The sequence below is a fragment of the Streptomyces sp. NBC_00075 genome (assembly GCF_045041225.1).
Lineage (GTDB): Bacteria > Actinomycetota > Actinomycetes > Streptomycetales > Streptomycetaceae > Streptomyces > Streptomyces adonidis.
Map to the genome: position 1 here is coordinate 9,119,431 of NZ_CP108243.1, position 16,607 is coordinate 9,136,037.

Here is a 16,607-nt window from a genome sequence, read left to right on the forward strand (position 1 = left end):
CGTCTTCCCGGGGAAGACGCAAAGCCGACAGCCGTCGCACTCCAGGGAGCCCTTACATGGCCGCCTCGTCGTCCGCCCCTTCCACCGACAACAGGACCCGTGTGTCCGCCCTCCGGGACGCACTCGCCACCCGAGTGGTGGTAGCCGACGGTGCGATGGGCACCATGCTCCAGGCACAGGACCCGACGTTGGAGGACTTCGAGAATCTCGAAGGCTGCAACGAGATCCTGAACGTCACCCGCCCCGACATCGTCCGCTCCGTCCACGAGGCGTACTTCGCCGTGGGCGTCGACTGCGTCGAGACGAACACCTTCGGCGCCAACCACACGGCGGCGTCCGAGTACGACATCGCCGACCGCGTGTACGAACTGTCCGAGTCCGGTGCCCGTATCGCGCGCGAGACCGCCGACGACTTCGGCGCCCGCGACGGCCGCCAGCGCTGGGTCCTCGGCTCGATCGGCCCCGGCACCAAGCTGCCGTCCCTCGGCCACATCGACTACGTCACCCTCCGTGACGGCTTCCAGGCGAACGCCGAGGGCCTGCTCGCCGGCGGCGCCGACGCCCTGATCGTGGAGACCACCCAGGACCTCCTCCAGACGAAGTCGTCGATCCTGGGCGCCCGCCGCGCCATGGAGGCCACCGGCCTCGACGTACCCCTGCTGGTCTCGATGGCCTTCGAGACGACCGGCACGATGCTGCTCGGCTCGGAGATCGGCGCCGCGCTGACCGCGCTCGAACCGCTCGGCATCGACATGATCGGCCTGAACTGCTCGACCGGCCCGGCCGAGATGAGCGAGCACCTGCGCTATCTCTCCCGCCACTCCCGCACTCCGCTGCTCTGCATGCCCAACGCCGGTCTGCCGATCCTCACCAAGGACGGCGCCCACTTCCCGCTCGACCCCGAGGGCCTGGCAGACGCCCAGGACGCCTTCGTACGGGACTACGGCCTGAATCTGGTCGGCGGCTGCTGCGGAACCACCCCGGAGCACCTGCGGCAGCTCGTGGAGCGCGTGCGGGGCGCCACGCCCGCCGCGCGCGACCCGCGCCCCGAACCCGGCGCCGCCTCCCTCTACCAGACCGTCCCGTTCCGCCAGGACACCGCCTACATGGCGATCGGCGAGCGCACCAACGCCAACGGTTCCAAGAAGTTCCGCGAGGCCATGCTGGACGCCCGCTGGGACGACTGCGTCGAGATGGCCCGCGAGCAGATCCGCGAGGGCGCGCACATGCTCGACCTCTGTGTGGACTACGTGGGTCGCGACGGCGTCGCCGACATGGAGGAGCTGGCGGGCCGCTTCGCCACCGCCTCCACCCTGCCGATCGTCCTGGACTCCACCGAGGTCGACGTCATCAAGGCGGGCCTGGAGAAGCTCGGTGGACGCGCGGTCATCAACTCCGTCAACTACGAGGACGGCGACGGCCCCGAGTCCCGCTTCGCCAAGGTCACCAAGCTGGCCCAGGAGCACGGCGCCGCGCTGATCGCGCTGACCATCGACGAGGAGGGCCAGGCCCGTACCCCGGAGCACAAGGTCGCCATCGCCGAACGGCTGATCGACGACCTCACCGGCAACTGGGGCATCCACGAGTCGGACATCCTCATCGACACCCTGACCTTCACCATCTGTACCGGTCAGGAGGAGTCCCGCAAGGACGGCATCGCCACGATCGAGGCGATCCGCGAGCTGAAGCGCCGCCACCCGGACGTCCAGACAACGCTGGGCCTGTCCAACATCTCCTTCGGCCTCAACCCGGCCGCCCGCATGCTGCTGAACTCGGTCTTCCTCGACGAATGCGTCAAGGCCGGCCTCGACTCGGCGATCGTGCACGCGTCGAAGATCCTCCCCATCGCCCGCTTCAGCGAGGAGGAGGTGCAGACGGCCCTCGACCTGGTCTACGACCGGCGCTCCGCCCAGCAGGGCGACAAACCAGCCTACGACCCCCTCCAGAAGCTGATGGCCCTGTTCGAGGGCGCCACCACCAAGTCCCTCAAGGCGGGCAAGGCCGAGGAACTCGCCGCCCTGCCGCTGGACGAGCGGCTCCAGCGCCGCATCATCGACGGCGAGAAGAACGGCCTGGAGGCCGACCTCGACGAGGCCCTCGAGACCCGCCCCGCCCTCGACATCGTCAACGACACCCTCCTGGAGGGCATGAAGGTCGTCGGCGAACTCTTCGGCTCCGGCCAGATGCAGCTGCCGTTCGTCCTCCAGTCCGCCGAGGTCATGAAGACGGCCGTCGCCTTCCTCGAACCGCACATGGAGAAGACCGACGACGAGGGCAAGGGCACGATCGTCCTCGCCACCGTCCGCGGCGACGTCCACGACATCGGCAAGAACCTCGTCGACATCATCCTCACCAACAACGGCTACACCGTCGTCAACATCGGCATCAAGCAGCCGGTCTCCGCGATCCTCGAAGCCGCGCAGGAGCACCGGGCCGACGTCATCGGCATGTCAGGGCTCCTCGTGAAGTCGACCGTGATCATGAAGGAGAACCTCCAGGAGCTCAACCAGCGCAAGCTGGCCGCCGACTACCCGGTCATCCTCGGCGGCGCCGCCCTGACCAGGGCGTACGTCGAACAGGACCTCCACGAGATCTACGAGGGCGAGGTCCGCTACGCCCGCGACGCCTTCGAGGGCCTGCGCCTCATGGACGCGCTGATCGGCGTCAAGCGGGGCGTGCCCGGCGCCAAGCTGCCCGAGCTCAAGCAGCGCCGCGTCCGCGCCACCGCCGCCGTACAGGCCGAGGAACGCCCGGAAGAGGGCCACGTCCGCTCCGACGTCGCCGTCGACAACCCGATCCCCACCCCGCCCTTCCAGGGCACCCGCGTCATCAAGGGCATCCAGCTCAAGGAGTACGCGAGCTGGCTCGACGAGGGCGCCCTCTTCAAGGGCCAGTGGGGCCTCAAGCAGGCCCGCACCGGCGACGGGCCGACCTACGAGGAGCTGGCCGAGACCGAGGGCCGCCCCCGGCTGCGCGGCCTCCTGGACAAGCTCCAGACGGAGTCCCTGCTGGAGGCGGCCGTCGTCTACGGCTACTTCCCGTGCGTCTCCAAGGACGACGACCTGATCATCCTCGACGACCGGGGCAACGAACGTACGCGCTTCACGTTCCCGCGCCAGCGCCGTGGCCGCCGGCTCTGCCTGGCCGACTTCTTCCGCCCGGAGGAGTCCGGCGAGATCGACGTCGTCGGCCTCCAGGTCGTCACCGTCGGCTCCCGGATCGGCGAGGAGACCGCCAAGCTCTTCGAGTCGAACTCCTACCGCGACTACCTCGAACTGCACGGCCTGTCCGTCCAGCTGGCCGAGGCCCTCGCCGAGTACTGGCACGCCCGCGTCCGCTCCGAACTGGGCTTCGCCGGCGAGGACCCGGCCGACGTCGAGGACATGTTCGCCCTCAAGTACCGGGGCGCCCGCTTCTCCCTCGGCTACGGCGCCTGCCCCGACCTGGAGGACCGCGCCAAGATCGCCGACCTCCTCCAGCCCGAGCGCATCGGCGTCCACCTCTCCGAGGAGTTCCAGCTCCACCCCGAGCAGTCCACCGACGCCATCGTCATCCACCATCCCGAGGCGAAGTACTTCAACGCACGCTGAGCCCGTCGGCGCTCTTTAACGCGCGCTGATCGGATAAGTCGTACACTGGTCGGTCCATCGCAGGCCGGTTGCCCTCTGTGCACTCAGGGGCAACCGGCCTGATCGTCCCTCAAGGAGGTGCGCCAGGATGACCAGCACGGTCCCCGCGCTCGGAACCCGTACGGCCGAAGGCTCAGCACTCCAGGCCGTACTCCTCGACATGGACGGCACCCTGGTGGACACCGAGGGCTTCTGGTGGGACGTCGAGGTCGAGATCTTCGCCGGCCTGGGCCACACCCTCGACGACTCCTGGCGGCACGTCGTGGTCGGCGGCCCGATGACCCGCAGCGCCGGGTTCCTCCTTGAGGCCACCGGCGCCGACATCACCTTCGCCGAACTGTCGGTCCTGCTCAACGACGGTTTCGAGGACCGTATCGGCCGCGCCCTGCCCCTGATGCCGGGCGCCGCACGCCTCCTCGCCGAACTCTCCGCGCACGAGATCCCGACCGCCCTCGTCTCCGCCTCCCACCGCCGCATCATCGACCGCGTCCTGGCCTCCCTGGGCCCCCAGCACTTCGCCCTGAGCATCGCAGGCGACGAGGTGGAGCGTACGAAGCCGTTTCCCGACCCCTATCTGATCGCCGCCGCCGGACTCGGCGCCGAACCGGCGAGATGCGCCGTCGTCGAGGACACGGCGACCGGGGTCGCCGCCGCCGAGGCCGCCGGCTGCCATGTCGTGGCCGTTCCGTCGGTCGCGCCCATCGCCCCCGGCGCGCGCCGCACGATCGTGACCTCCCTGGAAGAAGTCGACCTGCCCTTTCTGCACGGCCTGATGACGGAAATGCGCTGACCCGTCTACCGAGCGTGCCTGATCGAATACGGGAAAGCGCCCGGATGAACATGCGGGCCATCACATGAGAATTACCCGGCGGAATTCGTCTATGCACGCAACGCGTAAAAGCGTGTGAGGTTCGCCACCCGGCAAGGGCTCGACAGTGCACACATGCTGTGTACACGCACTCCTTTTCGGGGCTCAGGGCACGTCCTTGTGTCCCGATTGGGGGGAGCCTGCACGGAATCCTTCCGCCGCCGGTTTTCCGGTGCGTCCACACCCGGCTCCACAGCGTGATCAGCCCCCAACTCCGGCTGCCTGCGGGCCCCTCCACGGTCCGGACTAACCTCGTTGCGAGAACATCGCCGTAATCCCGAAACCCCGCGCGCACCACCCCACGCATGCCGGGTCCCTGGGATCGACAGCCTGGAGAAACCCGAGCATGAACCGCAAGACTTTGGTGCTGCCGGCCGTTGTCGGCCTGCTCGCTCCGGTACTCGCCGCCTGCGGCGCGGCCAATGGCGGAGGCAGCGGCGGCGACGCGATCGTCGTCGGCACCACGGACCGGTTCACCGCCACGAAGGCAGCCCCGGCACCGATCGACCCGGCCTACGCCTACGACGTCGGCACCTGGAACATCCTGCGCCAGACCGTGCAGACCCTCATGGTCCAGCCGCGCGGCGACGGCGAACCGGTGCCCGAGGCCGCCGAGAAGTGCGGGTTCACCGACACCGGCAACGAGCGCTACGCCTGCACCCTGCGCAAGAACCTCAAGTTCTCCAACGGCGACAAAGTCACCGCGTCCGACGTGAAGTTCTCGATCGACCGGGCCCTGCGGATCCAGGCCGACAGCGGTGTGTTCGCCCTGCTGTCCACGATCGACACCGTCGAGACCCAGGGCGACCGCGAGGTCATCTTCCACCTCAAGACCGCCGACGCCACCTTCCCGTTCAAGCTGTCCACCCCGGTCGCGGGCATCGTCAACCCGGACGACTACGACAAGGACAAACTGCGCGACGGTTTCGACGTCGACGGCTCCGGCCCGTACACGCTCCACTCCGAGGTCAAGAACGACGAACTCGTCAACGCCGTCTTCACCAAGAACCCCAATTACCAGGGGCAGTTGACGCCGAAGAACGACAAGGTCGAACTGCGTTCCTTCGCCGACGCCACCGCGATGGGCACCGCGCTCTCCAAGGGCGACATCGATCTGATGACCCGCACGATGTCCCCCGAGCAGATCAGAAAGCTCGACGACGACTCGACCGGCGACATCGACCTCGTCCAGATGCCCGGCCTCGAAATCCGCTACCTCGCCTTCAACACCGACGCCCCGACGGTGAAGACCAAAGCCGTCCGCCAGGCGATGGCGCAGATCATCGACCGCGCCGAACTCGTCTCCAAGGTGTACGGCGACGAGGCCCAGCCGCTCTACTCGCTGGTCCCGGCCACCATCACCGGCCACTCGAACTCCTTCTTCAACAAGTACGGCGAGCCGAGCGACATCAAGGCGAAAACCCTGATGGAGAACGCCGGGATCACCACCCCCGTGAAACTGACCCTGCACTACACGACCGACCACTACGGCTCGGCCACCAAGCAGGAGTTCGAGGAACTTCAGAAGCAGCTCAACGCCAGCGGACTCTTCAAGGTCAGCATCAAGGGCGCCCCCTGGGCCACCTTCCGCCCGGCCGAGAAGGAACTCGATTACGACGTCTACGGCATGGGCTGGTTCCCGGACTTCCCCGACGCGGACAACTACCTCGCCCCGTTCCTCGACAAGGACAACTTCCTCAACCTGCCGTACGCCAACAGCAGGATCCGCACCACCCTGATCCCGGAGTCCCGCCGTGAGGCCGACCGCCTCACCGCCTCCACGAGCCTCACGGACATCCAGGACATCGTCGCCGACGACGTACCCGTACTGCCGCTCTGGCAGGGCAACCAGTACATCGCCGCACGCGACGGCATCACCGGCGCCGAGTGGGCCCTCAACTCCTCCTCGACGCTTCAGCTTTGGGAGCTCGGCCGCGGTGTGAGCAACTGACCGGCACACCCGTCCGACGCATGAATCCCGACCCGGGGCTGGGACGGCCCCGGGTTCCCAAGACCCGACGACAAGGCACATCGACGTGAACTTGCGCAACCAGTGGCCCGTCCTGCCCATCGTGGCGGGGCTGGCCTCCGGCCTCCTGACCGGCTGCGGCTCGGAGAACGGCGACTCGGGGGCCGACGGCTCCACCGTGGTGATGGGGATGTCCGACGACGTCCTGGCCACCGACCCCGCCTCCGGCTACGACCCCGGCTCCTGGCTGTTGTTCAACAACGTTTTCCAGTCGCTGCTCAGCTTCCCCAACGGGGGCACCGAGCCGCAGCCCGAGGCCGCCAAGGAGTGCGCCTTCAGCGACGCGCAGACCAAGGTGTACAAGTGCACCCTGCGCGACGGCCTGAAGTTCAGCAACGGCGACGCGCTCACCTCGGAGGACGTCAAGTTCTCCTTCGACCGCATGCTGAAGATCAACGACGACGCGGGCCCCGCGATCATGTTCCCGATGCTCGACTCGGTGGACACCCCCGACGAGAAGACCGTCGTCTTCAACCTCAAGGTGCCCGACGCCACCTTCCCCAGCAAGATCGCCTCCGGCGCCGGCTCCATCGTCGACCACACCCAGTACGACGAGGACGGCCTGCGCACGGACGGCGAGGCCGTCGGCTCCGGCCCCTACAAGCTCGACTCGTTCGGCGACGACAGCGCGGTCTTCTCCGTCAACCCGAACTACAAGGGCACCGCCGAGGTCAAGAACTCCGGCGTGACCCTCAAGTTCTTCCACGGCGACCAGACCAAGCTGAAGGACGCCCTCCTCGACGGCAAGGTCGACATCGCCTACCGAGGCCTCAAGGCCGGCGACATCGCCGACATCGAGAAGGACAGCGGCGACGAGGGCATCGACATAGTCGAGGGCACCAGCGCCGAGGTCCAGCACCTCGTCTTCAACATGAACGACCCGGTCGCCGGAAAGCTCGGCGTACGCAAGGCCATCGCCTACCTCCTCGACCGCGAGGCCCTGGTCGACGAGGTCTACGAGGACACCGCGACCCCGCTCTACTCGATCATCCCGGCCGGCATAGCCGGTCACAACACCGCCTTCTTCGACACCTACGGCGCCCGCCCCTCCAAGGCCAAGGCCCAGGCGGCCCTCCAGGAGGACGGCATCACCGAGAAGGTCAAGCTGACCCTCTGGTCGACCCCGTCCCGCTACGGCCCCGCCACCGACGACGAGTTCAAGGCCATCGCCAAGCAGCTCAACGCCAGCGGCCTCTTCGAGGCGACCGTCCAGTCTGTCCCCTTCGCGCAGTACGAGAAGGACATCGAAGCCGGCAAGTACGGCGTGTACGTGAAGGGCTGGGTGCCGGACTACCCCGACGCCGACAACTTCACCGCCCCCTTCTTCGGCGAGGGCAACGTCCTCGGCAACAACTACACCAACAGCACCATCACCGGCACGCTCATCCCCGGCACCGCCGCCGAGAGCGACCGCTCCGCGACCGACACGGACTTCGCCGAACTCCAGGACATCGTCGCCCAGGAGCTCCCCGTCATCCCGATCTGGCAGGCCAAGCAGTACGCCGTCACCCGCGAGAACGTCTACGGCCTGGAGTACTGCCTCGACGCCTCGACCGTCTTCCGCTTCTGGGAGATCAACAAGGGCTGACCCGGCCGATACGACGACGGGGGCGCCCCTTCCTGAATCGGAAGGGGCGCCCCCGTCGTCGTACAACCACTGCGGTTGCCGCCTACTGCGCGCCGGGACGCACCAGCCCGCTCTCGTACGCGTACACCGCGGCCTGCACCCGGTCGCGCAGCCCCAGCTTGGTCAGCACATGCCCGACATGCGTCTTCACGGTCGTCTCGCTGACGAAGAGATCGGCGGCGATCTCCGCGTTCGACAGCCCCCGCGCCACCAGCTTGAGCACCTCGACCTCACGCTCGGTCAGCGTGTGCAGGGTGTCAGGCACGGGCTCGTCACCCGACGGCAGATGCCCCGCGTACTTGTCGAGCAGCCGACGCGTGATGCTCGGCGCGAGCATCGCCTCACCCGCCGCCACCACCCGGATCGCCTGCACCAGCTCGTTCGCCGGCGCGTCCTTCAGGAGGAAGCCACTGGCACCGGCCCGCAGCGCCTCCACCACGTACTCGTCGAGATCGAAGGTCGTCAGCACCAGCACCTTCGCCGGCCCGTCCCGCCCAGGACCCGTGATCTGCCGAGTCGCCTCGACCCCATCCATCCGCGGCATGCGAATGTCCATCAACACCACATCGGGCTGGAGGGCCCGCACCTGGTCGATCGCCTGAAGACCGTCTCCGGCCTCGCCGACGACCGCGATGTCCTGCTCGGCCTCCAGAATCATCCGGAACCCGGTACGCAGCAGCGGCTGGTCGTCGACCAGTAGAACGCGGACGGCCACGTAAGTCTCCTTCGCTAGGCCTTCCCATTCTGCCTTGCGGGCGCGTAGCGCCCCGCAAGGGGCGCGGGGAACTGCGCGACAAGCCCCCACCGGGCCCGCGGACAACTACGGCGCAACCGGCGGAGCCACCCGCACCGGCAACGGATAAGGCGGGGGAGTCCCCCCAAACTCCGGACACACGGCCTGGTGATCACACCAACCGCACAGCTTCGTCGGCCGAGCCCGCCAAACCCCCGACTCCGTCGCCTCCCGAATCGCCTCCCACAACGCGTGCAGCTTCCGCTCCACCCGCTCAAGATCGGCCACCACGGGGTCGTACGTCACCACATCCCCACTGCCGAGATACACCAGTTGCAACCGCCGGGGCACCACGTTCTTCAACCGCCAGACAACCAGCGCGTAGAACTTCATCTGGAACAGCGCACCCTCCGAATACTCCGGACGCGGCGCCTTCCCCGTCTTGTAGTCGACGATCCGCACCTCACCCGTAGGCGCCACATCGACCCGGTCGATGATCCCCCGCAGCTTCAGCCCCGAATCCAGCTCCGCCTCGACGAACAGCTCACGCTCTGCGGGCTCCAGCCGGGTCGGATCCTCCAGCCCGAACCAGCGCTCCACCAGCCGCTCCGCCTCGCCCAGCCAACGCGTCAGCCGCTCCCCGTCCGGATCGTCCGCGAACAGCTCCACCACCTCAGGGCGCGACTCCCGCAGCCGGTCCCACTGCCCCGGGATCAGCGACTTCGCCCGCGGCGCGGTCCGCTCCGCCGCCGGTGCGTCGAACAGCCGCTCAAGAACGGCGTGCACCAGCGTGCCTCTCGTCGCCGCCTCACTCGGCTTCTCCGGCAACCGGTCGATCACCCGGAACCGGTACAGCAACGGACACTGCATGAAGTCACTGGCCCGCGAGGGCGACAGCGAAGACGGCGCGGAGGGCAGCACGACCGGCGAGACGGACTCGGCGGCGCCCTCGGTGCTGATTTCCATGACGACGACCTTACGGCCCGCCACTGACAGTGACCCACCCGCCGCCACGACTACACGGGACACCCCGGCGAACACAGGGGGTGCCGGGGCGGAACACGTCGCGACGGCCGCATACCATCGACCCGAGACCCTTCCGCCCCGGAGCGGAAAAGGGAGACGCATCCGACAAGGGGACACAGTGGACGAGAGCGGCGGGAGCGGGCAGCCGCGCTCCGGCAACGACCAGTCGACCGATCGCCACACCGGGCGTACGGCCTCGACCGCCGGCCCCGCACACCCCGAACCCGCGACCACCGACACCACGACGGAGCCCGCCCTGAACGAGCGGGACAACGAGCGGGACGACAACCGGAACGACAAGCCCACGGAACCCGCGAAACCGACCGAGGAGCCCACCGAGCCGGACGCGCCCGCCGACACCACGGGCCGCACCCGCGCCACCCCCCGCCTCGGCAAGTCCCGCGCCCCCCAGAAGCCCAAGAAGGAACCCGGCGGCGGACTCCTCATGGGACGCCCCTTCGGCGTACCCGTCTACGTCGCCCCCAGCTGGTTCCTGGTCGCCGCCCTCATCACCTGGGTCTTCGGCGGCCAGCTCGACCGCGTACTGCCCGAACTCGGCGCCCTGCGCTACCTCGTCTCCCTCTTCTTCGCGGTCGCCTTCTACGCCTCCGTCCTCGTCCACGAACTCGCCCACACCGTCGCCGCCCTCCGCTTCAAACTCCCGGTACGCCGCATCCAGCTCCAGTTCTTCGGCGGCGTCTCCGAGATCGAGAAGGAGTCCGAGACCCCCGGCCGCGAGTTCGTCCTCGCCTTCGTCGGCCCGCTCCTCTCCCTGATCCTCGCGGGCGTCTTCTACCTCGCCCTCCAGACCGTCGAAGCCGGCACCGTCCCCGGCGTCCTGCTGGCCGGCCTGATGATCTCCAACCTCATCGTCGCCGCCTTCAACCTCCTGCCGGGCCTGCCCCTCGACGGCGGCCGGATGCTCCGCGCCGTCGTCTGGAAGATCACCGGCAAACCCATGAGCGGTACGATCGCCGCCGCCTGGGTCGGCCGCGCCCTCGCCGTCTCCGTCCTCATCGGACTCCCGCTGCTCACCCAGTCCGGCGCCCTCGGCTCCAGCGCCGAGGACAGCGTCGGCATGGACACCGTCACCGACGCCCTGCTCGCCGCCATCCTCGCCGCGATCATCTGGACCGGCGCCGGCAACAGCCTCCGCATGGCCCGCCTGCGCGAACACCTCCCGGAACTCCGCGCCCGCAACCTCACCCGCCGCGCGGTCCCCGTCGAGACCAACACCCCCCTCTCCGAGGCCCTGCGCCGCGCCAACGACGCCGGCGCCCGCGCTCTGGTCGTCGTAGACCCCGACGGAGAACCCCTCTCCCTGGTCCGTGAGGCGGCGATCGTCGGCGTACCCGAACACCGCCGCCCTTGGGTCTCCGTCAGCGGCCTGGCCCAGGACCTCACCGACGGCATGCGCGTCTCGGCAGAACTCTCCGGCGAGGAACTCCTCGACGCCCTCCGCGCGACCCCCGCCACCGAGTACCTGGTCGTCGAGGAGTCCGGCGAGATCTACGGAGTCCTGTCGGCAGCCGACGTCGAACGCGCCTTCGTCAAGGCCATGGCCCGCCCGAACTAGAGAGCACGGCTCTCCTAAAGCCGGTGTCGCAGGCTCCCGTCCCGCCGGGGCCCGCGACGCCAGGGGCGGGCGGCCAAGCGCTCGACGAGCAGGTAGTGGACGAGCAGGGCCAGGAACCAGGTCACCACACCCCCCACCAGGAACAGAGCGAGCGGACCTAGCCCCGGCCGGCCGCGCAGCAGCAGCCAGTACACGGGCAGATGCAGCAGAAACAGGCTGTACGACATCCGGCCGACCTCCGTGACCAGATCGCCCGACAACAGCCGCACCAAAGGCCCCCGGCCACCGCACAGCACCGCCGTCAGCAGAGCAGCCCCGATCACGACCGCGACCATGAACCAGCCGTCACCCTGCCCTCCGCCACGCAGGACGGCCGCCACCGCCAAGCCCCCCGCAGCGGCGAAACCGATCACCACCAGCAGCACGGCGTCCAGCCGGGACACCGCACGGCCACCACGCTCGGCCAGATGAACGAGGCACGCGGCAACACCACCGGCCGGCAGCGCGACCGCCTGTACGCCCGAGACGACCCCCGGATCGGGCAGCACCCCGCATGCCGCAGCGACGGTCACCGCCCCGCCGAGCAGAGCGAAGACCAGCGCCACCGGGGCAAGCCGCCGCCGAGCCAGGAGACACAGCCCCGCCAGCAGCAGGGACCACGCCACCACGGAACGCGCGGTGACGTCCACCAACCACAGCGGGGCGAGCGGCGCGTCCGGCCCGGGGACGACACCGAGCGGCCACCCCCGCAGCCACCCGGCCCACCCGCCATGTCCGAGCGCCCAGTAAGCAGCGAGGGTCAGGCCGACCGACACCACCAACGCGGGAACCAACCGCTTCGCCCGACGACCCAGGAAGCCGACCACGCCGGTCCTCCCGGTGGCGGTCGCCCGACGGAGCAGGGGCAGGGTGGCGAGGAACCCCGCGAGCACCAGCAGGACATCGACACCCGCACCGGCCCAGGAGAAATACGGCCCGCCCACACCCGTGTCGTGCACCAGAACGGCCAGCACAGCGACGCCCCGCAGACCGTCCACAGCGGAGAACCGCCTCCCGCTGATCTCCGGCCCGGAATCCGGCCTTGGCTCGACCTCGGGGGAGCGGGTGACGGCCGCAGCGGGAGCACTGCCGAACGGTTCCCCGAACACGACCGCTCCCACCTCGACGTCCGGCGCCGGCCATGCCACCGGTTCCCGCTCCGCGTCCGGTGTCGCGGCGCCGGCGGGCTCCGGCCGGACGATCGGATGCGGATCCGCGATCCGTCCAACCCCGACGCTCCGGGGCCTCCGGGCCACCCCGAGACGCACGGTGTCGTCGCTCTGCCCCGAGGCCGGCTCGGACGGACGAGTCCCTTCAGCCGCCGGGCGGGGCCGGGAACCGTACTCGTTCCAGCTGCGCTCTTCGTTCATCGCGGCCACGTCCGGAAGCAGGAGGCGACGACGGCCTCGGCGGGGCGCCCGATGAAGGAGGCGCGGGCGTCGGCGTCGGCGCCCGCCGCGGGGTCGGCGTGGAAGTCGAGGTTCCACCAGTACAGGCCGGCCATGTCCCGCTCCCGGGCGACCTGACAGGCCGCCGCGAACCAGCGTTGCTGCACCGTCGGGTTGAGCTTCCCCTCGCCCTTCCAGACGGCCGGGTGACGATAGGCGCCGTCCTCGGCGATGATGCCGACCTCGCTCAGCACGATCCGGGACAGCTTCCCGGTGCTCTTGCGGTCCAGCCAGCGCTGCCAGCCCTCCGCGATCTCCGCGACGGAGGCGTCGTCGCCGAGCCGGGGGAGGGGGAAGTAGGCGTCGACGCCCAGGTGTTCGACGGGGACGGGGACATGCCGGGAGACGTAGTCGTCCCAGTTGGCGTCGTAGGACAGCTCACCGGCGAACGACTTCCGCGCGGCGGCGACCACCGAACGCCAGCGCGGATCGTCCTCCAGCGACGTCAGCTCCGCCCCGACCACGAACGTGCTCGCGTGATGCCGGGCCGCGAGCCTGAGATACGGCGCCAGGAAGGCCTCGTACGACCGGAACCAGGCCGCCCGGTCGCCTGGGGCGAGCGAGCCGCGCCAGGCCAGGGGATCCCGGGCCACCAGGCTCCGCTCGTCGAGAAGCGGACGCACGGTGATCCGCAGCCCGGCCGCCGCCGCGGTGTCCAGGAGCATCCCCAGATGCCGTACGGAAGGCGTCTCGGTCGAGGCACCGACCCGGCTCGCCGTGGGCCCGGCGGTCGCGAACGGAAAGGTCACCGAGACCGCGTTCATGTCCTTGCCGACCATGTAGTTCACCAGCCGCAGCGAGTTGGTCCGCACGGACGCGTCCGTCTCGCCGGGGTACGTGTACCAGAGCACCTGCGCACCGAGCTGAGGATCCCCGCGCCGCCAGGGCCGGGCGACCCGCGCCGGAGCCGGGTTCTCGGACGCGGATGCGGATGCACTTGCGGACGGTGTGGTCGCCGCCGGAGCCCCGGCTCCCAGCGAGACGCACCCGCTCGCAAACAGAAGAGCGAGGGCAGAGAGGAGGACGAGGCCACGCAGACCCCCAACACGTGTACGCATCCCTCAGGCCGGCTTCGCGATCACGACGAACTGGTTCTCCGCGCCGCGCAGACACCGCAGCAGCCCCCGGAACGAACCGGCCGCCTCCCACAGCGCGAAAAACGGCATCAGGGCGACCACCGCGACCGGCTCCCACCACAGCCGACGGCCGTTGGCCGACACCGAGGCGTTGATCTTCAGGCCCTCCCAGTACATCCACACCGCATAACCCATGGTCACCGCCCACAACGGCAGGATCCACGGCGTGACCGGCGAGGTGTTGAGATCGCCGAGCAGCGCGCCCACCGCCAGGACGACCCCGACGTGCTGGAACGGCCCCATCACCCACGTCGTCACGCTGTACATGAGCAGCGCCCGGGACCGGCGCGGCAGACTGCGGTTGAACGCCAGCCCCACCAGACCCCACGACCAGCGCTCCCGCTGCTTCAGGAAGTCCCGCACGGTCGCCGGGGACGCACCGTAGCTGCGGCCGGAGAACCAGTCGCTGCGCCCCTTGTAGCGACTGGCGAAGACCAGGGCCAGATGGGCGTCCTCGCAGATGGAGTCCGGACCGAAGTCCCAGCCGATCGTGGCCTCGATCGACGCGCGGAGCAGCAGCAGCTCACCGTGCAGCCCGGCCAGCGGAGTACCGCCGCCGGTCAGGACGGCGAAGCGGGCGATGTCGTCGGCGGGACGTATCGCGTCGGCCAGCCACGTCAGCCGGTTGACGGCGTTCTCCCTCGGATACGTCAGCATGCCCTGCGCCAGATGCTTGCCCTCGGGACCCGCACGCCGCTGGGCGTTGATGAACCGGGCGACCTGCTCGGCCGTGTCCGGACCGACCCCGGTGTCGTCGTCCATGTGCAGCACCCACACGTCGTCCAGGGCCTCGCCCTCGGCGATACGCAGCTCATGGGCGTAGTGATTCGCGCGGGCCTTGAAACGGGTGCCATTGGGCGTGCGATAGGCCCTCGGCACGGTCACCACGCGAATCAACGGGCTGCGGGCCGCCAGGGCGTCGATGCGCTCGGCCGCCTCACAGCCCTCCTCCGTCAGGACATCGATCCGCAGCGCGGGAAACCAGCGCGGCAGGAACGCGCAGTACGACAGCACCGACCGCTCCAGCGCCGGATACGTGTCCTGCCGTCCGATGGTCGGCACGAGCACCACGAGCCGGTCGTGCAGCGCCGGAGCGGCACTGGTCCAGCCCCGCTGACGCGCGATACGGCGACGGGTCAGCACAGCACCGGTGACCCCGACCAGCGAACTGACGACGGGCAGCGTCCACAGGACGGTCACCACCCAGCCCATCAGCGTCTGCCTGGGGGAGTACAACGCCGAGGAGAAGACATAGGCGAGACCCGCGGTGACCAGGAACGGCAGGAAGCCCGGCTTCCACACCGCCTGACGCCTCACCATCCGCGCGGTGCGGCGCGACGGGAAGACGTCGACGCCGTCGGCGGAGGTGGCCATGATCACCTGCTTGCGTGCATAAGGACGGACTCGTCACCAAGGCCCGGAACACCCCCGAAGCTCTAAGCGGAACCATGCATGCCGATTGTGGAATTTGTGAAGATGATTCCCGTCACAGGGCAGGGCACCCGAACCCGCTCCCTCATCCACCAACGCGATGGTCGGCAGCCCCCGCCAACACCAGTAGGCTGTTCACATGTCCGAACCGACCGGTGCCGCCCGCAGGCGCGGGCCCTTCAAGGTCGGGGACCAGGTACAGCTGACCGACCCCAAGGGCCGCCACTACACGTTCACGCTCGAAGCCGGAAAGAACTTCCACACCCACAAGGGTTCCTTCCCGCACGACGAGCTGATCGGCGCACCCGAGGGCAGCGTTGTCCGCACCACCGGAAACGTCGCCTACCTCGCGCTGCGCCCCCTGCTCCCCGACTACGTCCTGTCCATGCCCCGCGGCGCCGCCGTGGTCTACCCCAAGGACGCGGGGCAGATCCTGGCCTTCGCCGACATCTTCCCCGGCGCACGCGTCGTGGAAGCCGGCGTGGGCTCCGGCTCACTCAGCAGCTTCCTGCTGCGCGCCATCGGCGACCAGGGCATGCTGCACTCCTACGAGCGCCGCGAGGACTTCGCCGAGATCGCCCAGCAGAACGTGGAGCGCTACTTCGGCGGCCCCCACCCCGCCTGGCAGCTCACCGTCGGTGACCTCCAGGACAACCTCAGCGACACCGAGGTCGACCGCGTCGTCCTCGACATGCTCGCCCCCTGGGAATGCCTGGAGGCCGTCTCCAAGGCCCTCGTCCCCGGCGGCATCGTCTGCTGCTACGTCGCGACCACCACCCAGCTCGCCCGGACCGTCGAGTCCATCCGCGAGATCGGCTGCTTCAACGAGCCGAGCGCCTGGGAGTCGATGATCCGCAACTGGCACATCGAAGGCCTCGCCGTCCGCCCCGACCACCGCATGATCGGCCACACCGGCTTCCTGCTCACCGCCCGCCGCCTCGCCGACGGGGTCGAGCCCCCCATGCGCCGCCGCCGCCCCTCCAAGGGCTCCTACGGCGACGACTACACCGGCCCCAACGCCGATGGCGGCAACGGCCGCTGACGCGTCAACGCACGACCACCGTG

General features: G+C 69.3%; 11 protein-coding genes. 6 read left to right on the forward strand and 5 right to left on the reverse strand.

The features are described from left to right. The first annotated feature begins 56 nt into the window (after positions 1–56). The 4 genes from metH to OG787_RS39965 all read left to right on the forward strand — a co-directional run bounded on the left by metH (position 57) and on the right by OG787_RS39965 (position 8,114). Positions 57–3,590 (forward strand): methionine synthase, encoded by a 3,534-nt coding sequence (gene metH, locus OG787_RS39950; RefSeq protein WP_405538535.1) that lies wholly within the window; start codon positions 57–59, stop codon positions 3,588–3,590. 127 nt (positions 3,591–3,717) lie between these two features. Then, positions 3,718–4,419: an HAD family hydrolase gene (locus tag OG787_RS39955; RefSeq protein ID WP_369036990.1), complete on the forward strand. Its 702-nt coding sequence runs from the start codon at positions 3,718–3,720 to the stop codon at positions 4,417–4,419. A 424-nt stretch (positions 4,420–4,843) separates the two neighbouring features. Next, positions 4,844–6,448, forward strand: coding sequence for an ABC transporter substrate-binding protein (locus tag OG787_RS39960; RefSeq protein ID WP_369036991.1), 1,605 nt, complete (start codon positions 4,844–4,846; stop codon positions 6,446–6,448). An 85-nt stretch (positions 6,449–6,533) separates the two neighbouring features. Then, positions 6,534–8,114 carry an ABC transporter substrate-binding protein gene (locus OG787_RS39965; protein WP_369036992.1) on the forward strand — a complete coding sequence of 527 codons (1,581 nt, stop codon included), beginning with the start codon at positions 6,534–6,536 and terminating at the stop codon, positions 8,112–8,114. An 82-nt stretch (positions 8,115–8,196) separates the two neighbouring features. Here the strand turns inward: OG787_RS39965 and OG787_RS39970 are convergent, their stop codons facing one another. Both OG787_RS39970 and OG787_RS39975 read right to left on the reverse strand, forming a co-directional pair. Beyond that, positions 8,197–8,868, reverse strand: a complete 672-nt coding sequence (locus OG787_RS39970) for a response regulator transcription factor (protein ID WP_105974642.1) — start codon at positions 8,866–8,868, stop codon at positions 8,197–8,199. Positions 8,869–8,973: 105 nt separating this feature from the next. Continuing rightward, positions 8,974–9,852, reverse strand: a complete 879-nt coding sequence (locus OG787_RS39975) for a RecB family exonuclease (RefSeq protein ID WP_369036993.1) — start codon at positions 9,850–9,852, stop codon at positions 8,974–8,976. A gap of 178 nt (positions 9,853–10,030) precedes the next feature. Here OG787_RS39975 and OG787_RS39980 point away from each other — a divergent pair, with 178 nt between their 5' ends. Beyond that, entirely contained in the window at positions 10,031–11,488 is a 1,458-nt protein-coding gene (locus tag OG787_RS39980) for a site-2 protease family protein (RefSeq protein ID WP_369036994.1), read from the forward strand. A gap of 14 nt (positions 11,489–11,502) precedes the next feature. On the opposite strand, the gene OG787_RS39985 is transcribed toward OG787_RS39980, so the two are convergent. The 3 genes from OG787_RS39985 to OG787_RS39995 form a co-directional block, all read right to left on the reverse strand. Continuing rightward, complete coding sequence (locus OG787_RS39985; RefSeq protein WP_405538536.1) at positions 11,503–12,897, reverse strand: acyltransferase family protein; 1,395 nt, start codon at positions 12,895–12,897, stop codon at positions 11,503–11,505. After that, the gene (locus tag OG787_RS39990) at positions 12,894–13,826 is read right to left on the reverse strand and encodes a glycoside hydrolase family 113 (protein WP_369036996.1); all 933 of its coding nucleotides are present in this window, start codon (positions 13,824–13,826) and stop codon (positions 12,894–12,896) included. The genes OG787_RS39985 and OG787_RS39990 overlap by 4 nt, the downstream gene beginning before the upstream one ends. Positions 13,827–14,036: 210 nt before the next feature. Then, entirely contained in the window at positions 14,037–15,485 is a 1,449-nt protein-coding gene (locus OG787_RS39995; RefSeq protein ID WP_369036997.1) for a glycosyltransferase family 2 protein, read from the reverse strand. 196 nt (positions 15,486–15,681) lie between these two features. Between OG787_RS39995 and OG787_RS40000 the strand changes: the two genes are divergently transcribed. Then, complete coding sequence (locus tag OG787_RS40000; protein ID WP_369036998.1) at positions 15,682–16,584, forward strand: tRNA (adenine-N1)-methyltransferase; 903 nt, start codon at positions 15,682–15,684, stop codon at positions 16,582–16,584. Positions 16,585–16,607: the final 23 nt, after the last annotated feature.